This is a genomic window from Pseudofrankia coriaricola, assembly GCF_032027725.1.
Classification (GTDB): domain Bacteria; phylum Actinomycetota; class Actinomycetes; order Frankiales; family Frankiaceae; genus Pseudofrankia.
The window spans coordinates 54,924-66,676 of sequence record NZ_JASNFO010000088.1 but is presented as its reverse complement, the minus strand read 5'-3'; the positions used below and the strand labels follow the sequence as shown (position 1 = coordinate 66,676).

The 11,753-nt window shown below is 69.3% G+C and carries 13 protein-coding genes and 2 pseudogenes; 8 read left to right on the top strand and 7 right to left on the bottom strand.

What is annotated here, in order from left to right; all coding sequences use genetic code 11:
• Nucleotides 1-27: 27 nt before the first annotated feature.
• Nucleotides 28-909 carry a helix-turn-helix transcriptional regulator gene (locus tag QOZ89_RS36805; protein WP_312628337.1) on the bottom strand — a complete coding sequence of 294 codons (882 nt, stop codon included), beginning with the start codon at nucleotides 907-909 and terminating at the stop codon, nucleotides 28-30.
• A gap of 93 nt (nucleotides 910-1,002) precedes the next feature.
• Here QOZ89_RS36805 and QOZ89_RS36800 point away from each other — a divergent pair, with 93 nt between their 5' ends.
• Nucleotides 1,003-1,254, top strand: a complete 252-nt coding sequence (locus tag QOZ89_RS36800) for a hypothetical protein (protein WP_312628504.1) — start codon at nucleotides 1,003-1,005, stop codon at nucleotides 1,252-1,254.
• Nucleotides 1,255-1,609: 355 nt separating this feature from the next.
• Here QOZ89_RS36800 and QOZ89_RS36795 read toward each other — a convergent pair whose 3' ends face one another.
• The 4 genes and pseudogenes from QOZ89_RS36795 to QOZ89_RS47820 form a co-directional block, all read right to left on the bottom strand.
• Entirely contained in the window at nucleotides 1,610-1,780 is a 171-nt protein-coding gene (locus QOZ89_RS36795) for a hypothetical protein (RefSeq protein ID WP_274536597.1), read from the bottom strand.
• A 36-nt stretch (nucleotides 1,781-1,816) separates the two neighbouring features.
• Nucleotides 1,817-2,017, bottom strand: a pseudogene (locus QOZ89_RS36790) (IS3 family transposase); the annotation flags it as partial.
• Nucleotides 2,018-2,086: 69 nt separating this feature from the next.
• Complete coding sequence (locus QOZ89_RS36785) at nucleotides 2,087-2,398, bottom strand: DUF6262 family protein (protein WP_071051839.1); 312 nt, start codon at nucleotides 2,396-2,398, stop codon at nucleotides 2,087-2,089.
• 468 nt (nucleotides 2,399-2,866) lie between these two features.
• A pseudogene (locus QOZ89_RS47820) lies at nucleotides 2,867-3,196 on the bottom strand (tyrosine-type recombinase/integrase); the annotation flags it as partial.
• 173 nt (nucleotides 3,197-3,369) lie between these two features.
• Between QOZ89_RS47820 and QOZ89_RS36775 the strand changes: the two are divergent.
• Nucleotides 3,370-3,660, top strand: a complete 291-nt coding sequence (locus tag QOZ89_RS36775; protein WP_071051841.1) for a MazG nucleotide pyrophosphohydrolase domain-containing protein — start codon at nucleotides 3,370-3,372, stop codon at nucleotides 3,658-3,660.
• Between the two features lie 93 nt (nucleotides 3,661-3,753).
• Nucleotides 3,754-5,115, top strand: coding sequence for a recombinase family protein (locus tag QOZ89_RS36770; RefSeq protein WP_241842117.1), 1,362 nt, complete (start codon nucleotides 3,754-3,756; stop codon nucleotides 5,113-5,115).
• A gap of 8 nt (nucleotides 5,116-5,123) precedes the next feature.
• On the opposite strand, the gene QOZ89_RS36765 is transcribed toward QOZ89_RS36770, so the two are convergent.
• Together QOZ89_RS36765 and QOZ89_RS36760 are read right to left on the bottom strand one after the other, a co-directional pair.
• Nucleotides 5,124-5,732 carry a VOC family protein gene (locus QOZ89_RS36765; protein ID WP_071051842.1) on the bottom strand — a complete coding sequence of 203 codons (609 nt, stop codon included), beginning with the start codon at nucleotides 5,730-5,732 and terminating at the stop codon, nucleotides 5,124-5,126.
• Nucleotides 5,729-6,709 (bottom strand): acyl-CoA thioesterase, encoded by a 981-nt coding sequence (locus QOZ89_RS36760; RefSeq protein ID WP_071051843.1) that lies wholly within the window; start codon nucleotides 6,707-6,709, stop codon nucleotides 5,729-5,731. Before QOZ89_RS36760 ends, QOZ89_RS36765 begins: the two co-directional genes overlap by 4 nt.
• A gap of 111 nt (nucleotides 6,710-6,820) precedes the next feature.
• Here QOZ89_RS36760 and QOZ89_RS36755 point away from each other — a divergent pair, with 111 nt between their 5' ends.
• The 5 genes from QOZ89_RS36755 (at nucleotide 6,821) to QOZ89_RS36735 (ending at nucleotide 11,717) form a co-directional block, all read left to right on the top strand.
• Nucleotides 6,821-7,783, top strand: coding sequence for an NAD-dependent epimerase/dehydratase family protein (locus QOZ89_RS36755; RefSeq protein ID WP_241842118.1), 963 nt, complete (start codon nucleotides 6,821-6,823; stop codon nucleotides 7,781-7,783).
• Between the two features lie 3 nt (nucleotides 7,784-7,786).
• Nucleotides 7,787-8,941 carry a sulfotransferase family protein gene (locus tag QOZ89_RS36750; RefSeq protein WP_071051844.1) on the top strand — a complete coding sequence of 385 codons (1,155 nt, stop codon included), beginning with the start codon at nucleotides 7,787-7,789 and terminating at the stop codon, nucleotides 8,939-8,941.
• 88 nt (nucleotides 8,942-9,029) lie between these two features.
• Nucleotides 9,030-10,211, top strand: a complete 1,182-nt coding sequence (locus QOZ89_RS36745; RefSeq protein ID WP_071051845.1) for a DUF1214 domain-containing protein — start codon at nucleotides 9,030-9,032, stop codon at nucleotides 10,209-10,211.
• Between the two features lie 136 nt (nucleotides 10,212-10,347).
• Complete coding sequence (locus QOZ89_RS36740; RefSeq protein WP_071051957.1) at nucleotides 10,348-11,013, top strand: nitroreductase family protein; 666 nt, start codon at nucleotides 10,348-10,350, stop codon at nucleotides 11,011-11,013.
• Between the two features lie 293 nt (nucleotides 11,014-11,306).
• Nucleotides 11,307-11,717: an alcohol dehydrogenase catalytic domain-containing protein gene (locus tag QOZ89_RS36735; RefSeq protein ID WP_083419443.1), complete on the top strand. Its 411-nt coding sequence runs from the start codon at nucleotides 11,307-11,309 to the stop codon at nucleotides 11,715-11,717.
• Nucleotides 11,718-11,753 lie beyond the last annotated feature (36 nt).

The following is an 11,753-nucleotide window of genomic DNA, read 5'->3' as shown; positions in this document are numbered from 1 at the left end:
CGAGGCTGTAGTGCGTTACCCCCGGGCTCACTTCTGGTTCGGTGCTCGCAGGGCGTCGGCTGGGTTGTGGGTGGCGGCCCAGCTGGCGAGGAACTTGAGGGCGTCGTCGTTGGGTGAGCCCGCTTCGGCGCTGAAGGCGATTAGGGCCAGGCCGGGGTCGGCGGGTAGTTCCAGGACCTCGTAGGACAGGTGCAGGTCGCCGACGAGGGGGTGGTGGAAGTGCTTGAGTCCTGTGCGGTGCAGGCGGACGTCGTGGGCGGCCCAGCGGACGCGGAAGGCGTCGCTGCGGGTGCACAGTTCGCCGACGAGGTCGGACAGTGCCTTGTCGTAGGGGTCGCGGCCGGCTTCGAGGCGCAGCATGGCCACGCTGTCATCGGCGGCGCGTTCCCAGTCGATCCAGAAGTCACGCGCGCGGGGGTTGAGGAAGGTGAACCGGGCGTGGTTGACCGGTCGGGCCGGGTCGGCAAACACGGGCGCGAACAGTGCCTCCGCCAGGGGGTTGGCGGCGAGGACGTCGAGGCGCCCGTTGTTGACGAGGGCCGGTAGCTCGGTCATCCCGTCGAGGATGCGGGCGACGGTGGGCCGGATCTGGTGGGCCGTGGGCTTGCGCCGGGTGCGTGTGGCCGGGCCGGCGGCCCGGGCGAGGTCGACCAGGTGCGCCCGTTCGGCCTCGTCCAGTTGCAGCGCGCGGGCCAGGGCAACCAGCACGCTCTCGGAGACGCCGCCGAGGTTGCCCCGCTCGAGTCGGGCGTAGTACTCGACGCTGACTCCGGCCAGGTCGGCCACCTCGCTGCGGCGCAGTCCCGGTACGCGCCTGCTGCGGCCGTGGGTCGGCAGGCCAGCCTGCCCAGGGGTGATCCTGGCCCGGCGGGAGCTGAGGAAGGCCTTGACCTCGTCGCGGTTGTCCACAGCCCCCAGGCTAGGTCGGGCCCGCTGGAGGAGGGATGCCCTGTCAGTACACCTCCCAGCAGTGGCTTCTTCGCGTTGCCGGCACCCGGTTGCATGGTGTCCACCGCCGCGGGCCGGGGCACGGGGAGACCACGAGTCCGCGTCGCGACCGAGCTGGGTTCGCACAACAAGTCAGAGATCCGTAACCAGAGCCGCCGGACCGGCGTCGCGCATCAATCCCACGGGCTCGCCGTTCCATGGCAGGCGGCCTCCTGCCGCAGGCTGGACACGGGCGCGATCACACGCGCCGGCTACGAGGGCCAGCGGCTCATCGACAACCTGATCTACGAGGGTCTTACCTTCTGAGCCTCCCACCGCGCATGCTCGTCACGCGCTGCGAAGGTATCTCCGCAGCCGGATCGGAAAGATTGCACCAGCTGAATGGCCGGTCCCGCGGAGCCTGGTGATCAACACGAGTGCAGCGATGTCGCGCCCAGCATGCTGGGGGCGACATGCGTCAAAACGACAGCCCAGCTGGCCCCGACGACGGACTGCTGCGCCTGATCGTCAGCGAGACCCCGAAGACCGCTCAACGCGATCACCAGCCCGCCGGCCGCGGGTACTACTCCACCACGTCCTGCGCTGGTCACGCTGGCGCCGCGCCTCCAGGCCACTGCCGCCGGCGGCGGCACCGTCAGATCACGAAAGGGCCGCTGCCGCATCAGGCGTGGCCTGTTTCGGTGGTGTTCGCGGCGTTGAGGAGGTTGATGGCCTCTTCGCGCATCTGGATTTTGCGGATCTTGCCGGTGATGGTCATGGGGAACTGGTCCACGATGTGGACGTAGCGGGGGATTTTGTAGTGGGCGAGCCTGCCGGCGCAGTATTCGCGCAGGTGAAGCGTTCCCAGTTTTGTAGACAGCCATCTAAACTATGCCGCCAATGCGGCCTTTCTGTCAAATTTCTCCTCGTACTCGACGGGAGTCAGGTAGCCGATGGTGGAATGTAGCCGTCTGCGGTTGTAGTACGTCTCGATGTAATCGAAGACGCCGGCGCGGAGGTGCCCTAGGCCGGTGAAGGCGTGGAGGTGAATGAACTCCTTCTTCAACGTCGCCCAGAAGGACTCGGCGGCGGCGTTGTCGTAGCATTATCCGGCTAATAACGTGTGCTTTTGTCTGATTTTGTGGCTGGGCTTTCGGGATCAGTTGGTGATGCTGGTGGGCCTTTTTTCGAGGCGGCGGAGTCGTTCTTCGTGCTGGCGGACGCGTGTGGCCAGGGCGTTGAGGGTGTCGGTGAGGTGTGCGATCTCGGTGGCGACGCTGGTGAGGGTGCGTGCGTTGCTCGCGTGGTTGCGGTGCTCCTCGACGAGGGCGCGTAGCTGGGCGTTGCGGTAGAGGGTGGTGCGCGAGATCCCGGTGGCCGCCGCGACGGCGGTGAAGGTGATCTGTCGGTTGGTGCTGGTCAGCGCGGCGAGAGCGCGCTCGACCTGGCCGTGGATCGGCTCGTCGGTCATCCGGCCTGTGCCTGGGCGATGAGGGCGTCGAGACGGGCGACGAGTTGGCGGTGCCGGTCGACCTCGGTGACCCAGCCGCGGGCAGCGGCGTCGTGGGCAAGGGCGTCGGCGTCGGCGCGCTGGGCGGAGAGGATCTGTAGGTGGGCGGTGTCGGTGTGGAAGCTTGGGCAGTGCTCGCAGATGTTCGCGTAGGTGCAGGCTCCCTGGGCTGGGGCGCGCAGGCAGAAGCCGCCGGCGAACCGGGTTTTGAGCGCGGGGCGTCTTTCCAGTCCGCTCCGCGGGTGATGTCGAGCAGCGGGAGGCCGGGGCGCCCGGCGGGCAGGGTTCCGAGCTGGCTTTTCGCGAGGTCGAGGGCGCGCTGGTATTCGGCGCGGACGGTGGTGTCGAACAGCCGGCCGTAGCGCAGCTCATTTCCGCGGAGACGTGTCCGAGGAGGGCCATGAGTGCCTGGAGCGACACGCCTGCGTTGACGAGAGCGGTGGCATAGGTGTGCCGGAGCTGGTGGGTCGTGATGTGGCCGAGTCCGGCGGTGTCCGCGGCGCGGGCGAGTTCCGCGCGCACCGCGTTCTGGGAAGGCCGGCGGCCGTGGTGGGTGAAAAGGAAATCGGCGGGCCGGCCGGTGCGCGGATGCGGGAGCGGCCGGCCAGGCGAGCGGGTCTCGGCGATGCGGTCGAGCAGGTCGAGGGTGTCGTCGTCGAGGGGGACCATCCGCTCGGTGTCGAGCTTGCCGAGCGGGACCTTCAGCCAGCTTCCCTGGGCGGGGACCTCGTGGACGCAGTCGAGCTCGAGGTCGAGCAGTTCGCCGATGCGCAGGCCGCAGGCACGCTGGAGCAGCAGCGCGTCGGCCGCGAGCCGGTTTGGTGAGCTGGCGAGCTCGTCGGTAAGGCGCCGGTCGGTGTCGAGTGGCAGGTAACGCGGCAGGGGCCGGGGCAGGCGGGGCAGGTCGGAACGGAACAGCAGGCGGCGGGGCGGTGTCTGCTCCCAGCCCCACCCGCAGCGTCCACGACCAGACCTGGCGCCTCCTCGAAGAGGCCGGCGAACTCGCCCGCGCCGTCCGCAAAAACGACGGTCAACGCGCCCCGGCTGGAGAGGTCACGGGCAGCATCGACGAAGAACTCGTCGACATCCTGATCTTCGCCTGCTCCATCGCCAACCGCCTCGACCTCGACCTCGCTGACGCGCTCCGTGCCAAAGAAGCCCTCAACGAAACCCGCACCTGGCCCACCACGACCCAAGCCCCAGGAGGTCCCCCGGCACACTGAACGTCACGGTCCCTCACTGCTGCGGCGACCCACGGCGGCTTCGCCAGCGTCCGGCTCGCGGTTCGCGCACACTCACGCGGGATCAGGAACCGTGTGGGCTTGATAGAAATCCTCGAATGCCTGGGCAACACGTCGGTCTCCGGCACCGTCACCCTGCTCGAAGAACTCGACCAGGCCGGCGTCGTGTTCCGCTCGGCGACCGAGCCGTTCGACACCGCGACCCCGATGGGCCGCATGCTGCTCCAGATGCTCGCGATGTTCGCGCAGTTCGAGCGCGACACGATCATCGACCGGGTCATCGGCGGCATGGAACGCAAAGCCGCCAAGGGTCTTTGGATGGGCGGCAACCGTCCCTTCGGCTACCAGGTCGACCGCGCCAACTGGAAACTGCTCGTCGACGAGAAGGAAGCGGCCATCGTCCGCCTGATCTTCAACCTCTACGTCCGCGACCGGCTCGGCACCCGCGCCATCGCCAAGACCCTCAACGAGCGCGGCCACCGCACCACCACCGGCGGCCACTGGTCCGGCCACCAGGTCATCCGCGTCCTGGACCACCGCGTCTACCTCGGCGAGCTGACTTTCCGCGAGATCACCGTCATCGACACCCACGAACCGATCATCGACCAGGCCCTGTTCGCCGAAGCCGAGAAGATCCTCATCATCCGCACCGACGGACACGCCCACCGGGCCGCCAGCGACTCTGACTACTACCTCACCGGCCGCATGCGCTGCCCACAATGCACCAAGGCGATGCTCGGCTCCAACGCCAAAGGCCGCAACCGCACCTACCGCTACTACACCTGCTTCACCCGGCTGCGCTACAGCCGCGACCGCTGCGACGCCCCCCGCCTCGACGCCGACGCCCTCGACCAGGCCGTCCTCACCGCGCTCGCCGGCTTCTACCGCGACCACCACCAGCTCATCGCCGACGCCGTCCAGCACGCCCGTCAACGCCACGATGACGCCCACTCCGACCGCGCCGGCGAACTCACCACCGTCCAGACCGACCTGACCCAGACCGACCAGGCCATCGACCGCTACCTGTCAGCATTCGAGCGTGGCACCCTCGACGAAGAAACCCTCGCCACCCGACTCGCCGCCCTGCGCATCAAGCAGAAGCAGCTCCGCCGCCGCCACACCGAACTCACCGCCCAGATCGGCGACGAACCCGTCATGCCCCCACGCGCGACCCTCCGCAAGATCGCGAACCACATCGATACGATCATCGAAGTCGGCACCGATCTTCAGCGTAAGGCCCTCGTCGAAGCCCTCATAGACGAAGTCAAGATCCTCGGCCCCGGGCGGCTCCAACCGATCTTCCGAGTCCCAAGACCCGAACCGACAGAGGCCGCCACAGCCGCCCTACCAGCCACAACACCCTCGAAGGGGACGGTTCGTACAATGCCAAACATGGTGGGGCGGGTGGGGCTCGAACCCACGACCGGAGGACTGTGAGCCTCTGGTCAGGGGACCCGGTAGCCGTTGCGGGTGAGGAGGCGGACGGGGTCGGTGCCGTCCCACTGGGCGCAGGTGGCGGCGATGCGCGCCAGCTGCTCGAGGAATCCCGGTGACTGTTCGACGACCTCGGTGATGAACCCGAAGTCGTCGAGCGTGTCGAAGTAGCCGACCCGGATGCCGTCCGCGGAGGTGAGCTCGCAGGCGAGCTCGTAGCCGTGGCCCAGGTATAACGCCCGCTTGCTGTCGTAATCGGGCGTCACGGTGCAGAGCTGGTGGAAGCCCGCCCGGCCGGTAAGGGCCTGCTCGCGGAAGATGCTGTCGCGGTCACAGCGCTGGGTGATGAGCTCGATCTGCACCGGGCCGGCCTGGGCCACGCCGACCTGGAGGTTCACCCCGGTGGCGGCGCCCCGATACGTGCAGGCCTGCTCGATGGGTGGCAGCACATGAAACGGGCCGACGCCGAACACCGTCGCCCATCGGCGGGCGGCGGCGACGAGATCGTCGACGACGAAGCCGAGCTGGAACAGCCTGTACTCGCCCTCCGGCCAGGGCTGTTGGAAGAGATGGTGCTGGAACGCGAGTGGCGCGGGCGGGCCAGCCGGAATGCTGGTCATTGCGTCAACGCTCCGTGCTGGCCGCTCTCGCCGTTCGGGCCCTTCAGGATCTTCGGGCGCACGAGCACCTCCTGAGCGACGGTGGCCACCAGGTGCCCGTCGGCGTCGTGGATCGCTCCGCGCACGAGGCCGCGGTGGCCCGCGACGACGACCGTCTCCTGGGTGTGCCGATGCCAGCGATCGAACCGTACCGGGCGGTGCAGCCAGATGGCGTGGTCGAGGCTGCAGGCCGACGCGTAGTCCGGCACGTAGTCCGGGTCTGCGCCGCCGGGGTAGGACCGGAAGGCCATGTCGAGCAGGAAGTAGTCGCTCGCGTAGGTGAGCAGTGCCGCGTGCAGGCCCGGGTCGGCGCCGACGTCGCGGGGCAGGCGCATCCAGTGCGAACGTTCCCCGGCGGCCGGGGAGCCGCCCATGAAGACGACCGGTTCGGCCAACCGCATCTCGAGCGGCGGCGGGCGGTCGACCCAGGCCAGCGCCTGCGGCCGCAGCTCCGGCGGAGCCTTTTCCGCCCAGTCCTGCAGCAGTGGCAGCCGCTCCGGGTCCGCCGCCGGGACGGAGGGGTCGGCCGGGGGCTCGGGGCCGGCGCCGTCCGCGTGGAACGTGACGATCGCGACCAGGAGCACGCGATCGCCCTGCTGGACCGTCACCCGCCGCGTCGACATCGTCCGGCCGTCGCGTATCCGGTCGACCACCAGCTCCACCGGGACGCCTGGCTTCCCCGCCTGGACGAAGGACGCGTGCAGGGAGCACGGCTCCTGGCCGGTGACGGTCACGTGCGCCGCCACGAGTGCCTGGGCGAGCGACTGCCCGCCGAAGATGCGGTTGAACCGGGCCGGCTCGGAGCGGACCCGGAACAGGTCGGTGCCGGCTGGCTCGGTGCCGGGCGGCCCGAGGCTGAGCGGCTCGAGGTCGAAGGCCGCGAGCAGCCCGTCGAGCGACCCGAGGATCGCCCGGCGTAGGGCGGGGTCGATGCTCATACGGCCATCACACCATCCGCCCACGGTTTGGATCAAATATCCGTGACTGGTCACAGTGATGGCTCCAAACTAGGCTCCACGTCCCGTGAGATGCCAAGAAGGACGATTGCCGTGTTGACCGGCGAGAAGATCCTGATCACGGGACCGGCTGGCCGCATCGCCTACGGGCTGGCCCGCTCGCTGGCTCGCGAAAACGAGGTCTGGGGCATCGCCCGCTTCACCGATCCGTCCTCTCGGGCGAAGGTTGAGGCGCTCGGCGTGACGACCAGGGCGGTCGACATCGCCGACGGCCCGCTCGACGCGCTGCCCACGGACTTCACCCACCTGCTGCACCTCGCGGCCGACTTCAGCGCGGACGACTACGACCGGGCGATCCGGGTGAACGCCGAGGCGACCGGCCGCCTGCTGGAGCACTGCCGGTCCGCGAAGGCCGCGCTCGTGATGTCGACGGTCTCGACATACAAGCCGCACCCCGACCCATGGCACGCCTTCCAGGAGAACGATCCCCTCGGGGACGCGATGGCGCCCCCGTCGGCGCCGTACTCGGTCTCCAAGATCGCCCAAGAGGCGGTCGCCCGGTACTGCGCCCGCTCGTTCGGCCTCCCGGTGACCATCGCCCGGATGGGCTGCGCCTACAGCGACCAGGGCGGCCTCCCGGTCTGGCACCTGGAAGCCGTCGCGGCTGGGCAGCACATCCGGACTCGCTGGGACCCGATGCCGTACAGCCCGATCCACGACGACGACATCTGCGCGCAGGTCGAGCCCCTGCTGGCCGCCGCGAGCGTGCCGGCGACGATCGTGAACTGGGCCGGCGACCAGGCCGTGAGCGTCCAGCAGTGGGCGGCGTACTTCGGTGAGCTCCTCGGAGGCCCGGCGGTGGTGGACGTCGAGCCGATCCCGGGCGCGTCCGTCGGCTCCGTCGGCGACCGCACCAGGCGCGCCTCGATCACCGGTCCCTGCCAGGTCGGCTGGCGGGAGGGCTTCCGCCGGGTCGCCGAACAGCTGCTCCCAGACCGGCTGACCGCCGGCGAGCTGACCGTCGGCGGGCTGTCCGCGGGCGAGCCGAGGAGCTGAGCGATGCGCTACCCGACCAGCGAGCAGCTGCTCGACGCGGCGGCCGCGGCGACCGGCCTCGCCGACTTCGGCCCCGGCGACTTCCGCGCGGGCCTCGACGTCCTGCTCGACAGCCTCGAACGGGACGGGGACCTGAGCCCAGGCACCGACGCCACCGTCGTCGGGGTCTTCCACCGCCGGCTGGTCAACCGCCTCGAACTGGAGGCGTGGTACCGCGAGCACCCCGAGACCGCGGACCTGCCAGTGCGCGGGCCGGTGGACGTCAACGGCCTGCCGAGAACCGGCACCACGGCGCTCGCGAACATCCTGTCGCTTGACCCGCAGTTCCGCGGGCTGCGCGGCTGGGAGCAGTCGAAGCCCTGCCCGCCCCCGGAGTTCGACACCGAGCTGACGGACCCGCGGCGGTTGGAGCTGGTGAAGGAGTACGAAGAGGTCCCCGCCCACCTGAAGGCGATGCATCTTTACGACGCGGACGCGACGATGGAGGACAGCGAGGTCCTCGGCATGTCGTTCCACGGCCAGCAGATGACGTTGCCGGTGTACGGCTATCACGCCTGGTGGCGCGGCGCCGACCTGACGGACACGTTCGCGTACCACCGGCGCGTCATCCAGCTCCTGCAGTCGCGCCGGCCGCCGAACCTGTGGCTGTTCAAGGCGCCGCACCACAAGTTCCACCTGGAGCCGCTGGCCGCCGCCTACCCGGACGCGCGGTTCGTCATGACACACCGCGACCCCGCGAAGGTGGTTCCGTCCTACGCGAGCATCGTGTCCGCGATCCTCCCGCCGCCGACGGGGGAGCGGGACCACCGGCGGCTCGGCCGGGAGATCAGCGAGCACCTGCGCGTCGGCATGGAGAACGCCATCGCGTCGCGCGCCCGCCTGGGCGAGGACCGGTTCTTCGACGTCCACCATCGCGAGCTGGTCAGGGACCCGATCGGGACCGTGTACCGGGTCTACGACTTCCTCGGCCTGGACCTGCGACCGGAGGTCGAGCGGGCGATGGCCGACTGGCACGAGGCCAACCGGTCCGGCGCCCACGGGGTCCACCGGTACACCGCCGAGCAGTTCGGCCTGGACGAAGAGCAGATCCGCGCCGACTACGAGTTCTACATCCGCCGCTTCGGCATCGAGGTCGAGCGCAAGAAGGTCGAGCGCTGAGAAGCCGGGTGTCGAGAAGCCGAGCGCCGAGAAGTCGAGTGTCGAGAAGTCGAATGCTGAGAAGTCGAATGCTGAGGGGATACGGACGATGAGCCTGCCCACCTGGTCCGAGCAGCTGAAGGCGCTCGACGGCGTCGCCGACAACCTGATCGCCCAGTGGCGGCCGGGCGGCGCCTCCGAGGCCGAGACACAGGACATGAACAAGCTCGCGCTGTCGATCCTGGCCGGCGGCTACCTGTGCCGGGTCTACACCGACGCCCGCCGACCCGTGTTCATGCCGCTGTGGAACTACGCCTTCAACCAGGGCGGCCCTGACCCCGACTACGTCTACTCGACGGCCGAGGTCGACGTCGACGGCGTGTACGAGATCTCCGGCTACCGCGGCACGACGCGGTTCGTCGAGATCACGCAGCAGAGCTTCGACATCATGAGCCCGGCGGACATGAGCGGGGGACCGGTCCCGTCCACCCACGACCTGGACGAGCTCCGGCTCGGCGACGACGGCTCCTTCCGCGTCCTGCTCAGCGCCGAGCGCCCGGACGGCCACACCGGGGACTGGTGGCGGCTGGAGCCGACCACCCGCCGCCTGCTCATGCGGAAGTGCTCTTGTGACTGGATCCGGGAGGACGACGCCCGGGTGGCCATCAACCGGCTGGACGACGGGGGAGCCGACATGTCGCCGGCGGAGACTGCCCGGCGTTTCTCGGACCTGGCCGCCTGGGTCGAAGGCATGATCGCCTTCGACATGAAGCTGGTGCGTTACTACCGCGAGCACCACGGCATCAACACGCTGCTGCGCTCGAAGAAGATCGACGAGATGGGCGGGCTGCCGAAGCAGGTCTACTACGACGGCATCCACGAGATCAACGATGACGAGGTCCTGATCATCGAGACCGAGGTGCCAAGGCAGAGCCGCTACTGGCAGGCACTTGTCGCCGACGACCGCTTCTGCACCGTCGACTGGGTGAACAGGCAGTCCAGTCTCAACGACGCGCAGGCCCGCCTCGACGGGGACGGGAAGTTCCGCGCCGTCATCTCGCGGCTCGACCCGGGCGTGCCCAACTGGCTCGACAAGGCGGACTATCCCTGGGGGGTCATCCAGCTGCGCTGGAACCACGCCAGCGACCATCCCGACCCCACCATCATGAAGGTGCCGTTCGCCGGCATTCGCGAACACCTGCCCGCCGACACGCCCCAGGTCACCCTGGCCGAGCGCGCGGCACAGCTGCGTGCTCGCCGGGAGGGCGCACAGCTCCGCCGGATCTGGTGACCGGCCCGCCGCCCTCCGGGTCAATGATCGGCCACCGACCAGAATCATGATCGGCCATGCCGCCGGGCCGGCGGCGAGAATCGCCGGAGGCCGACCGGCGGCCTTGAAGAGGCTTGAAGAGATCGGAGAGATCGGCATGGAGATCCACGAGGCGCTCTACACGACGAGGGCGATGCGGCGGGTGCGTCCCGACCAGATCCCGGCCGATGCCCAGGCCCGCATTCTCGATGCGGCCATCCGGGCCCCGAGCGGTGGCAACACACAGGGGTGGCGTTTCCTCCTCGTCGACGACCCCGCGGTCAAGGGCCAGCTGGCGCCGCTGTACCGCCGTGCCCTGACGACCTTGTGGGAGACCTTCTACGCCGACCGCCTGGCGGCCGCCCGAGCCGATCCGGGCTCCGAGGACAGCGCCACGCTGCTGCGGATCCAGCGCTCGTCGGACTGGCTGGCCGACCACTTCGCCGAGGTGCCGCTCTTCCTCTTCGCGTTCGTGCGGCACGACCCGACCGGTGGCTCGATCTACCCGGCCGTCTGGAACGCCCAGCTCGCCGCCAGGGCGGAAGGCATCGGGAGCTCGCTTACCAGCGTGCTGGGGGCGTTCGCGAAGGAGGAGGTGCTGGAGATCCTGGAGGTTCCTCCGGGCGAGGGTTGGATCAACGCCTGCTGCGTCAGTTTCGGCTACCCGACCGGGCGCTGGGGTGTCGCCGGGCGGCGGCCGGTGCACGAGGTGGCGGCGCGCAACCGCTGGGACGGCCCGCTGGGCTTCGAGGTGCCGTCGCCGCTCTGGCCGCCGAGCGAGTAACCAGCCACCTCCACGGAGTTCGCCGATCTCGCCGAGGCGCCGACGATAGCTCTCCGTGATATTTGGCAGATGGCGTGGAGGCTCGCCGCGTGCCACGGATCGCCGTTTGATGCTGTCCTGTCTGGTGGACGAGGCCTCCTGCGCGCGCGTCGCCGACCGAAAATCCCGCATGGTCGCACCGACAAGACCCCTGGTTGCTGTGAGCCTGGGTGCGGTCAACGAGAGATGAGGAGTGTCGAGATGGCAACTATGAAGGCTGCGGTGATCCCGGCGGGGTATTAGAGGACGTCCCAATGCCCGTGGCAGAACCTCACCAGGTGCTCGTCAGAATCCATGCCAGCGGCATCTGCTACACCGATGGGCTCCTGGCGCAGATGGTCCTGTCGTTCTGGGATTTTCCGTTCGTTCTCGGGCACGAAGGCGTCGGCGAGGTCGTCGCGGTCGGCGAAAGCGTCACAACGCGCAAGGTAGGTGACCGAGTCGGCCTCCCCATCACCACATTGTCAGCTGGGGGTACTCGCCGTGTTCGCGGTCGACAGCACGATCAAGACGTATCTGGCCTTCGGCCCGCCGCGACAGCGAGTTCCACACCCATCGGATCCCGGCGCCGGCTCGACGGCCGGCTCGCTCGTGGGGTTGCCGTGGCCACCGGGCGTCGAGGTCGCGGCACGCTGCCGGGCCGGCCGGGACGGTGTTCCCGGTGATTTCTTCGGCCTGTTTCGGTCCGGCGCCGGCCGTGG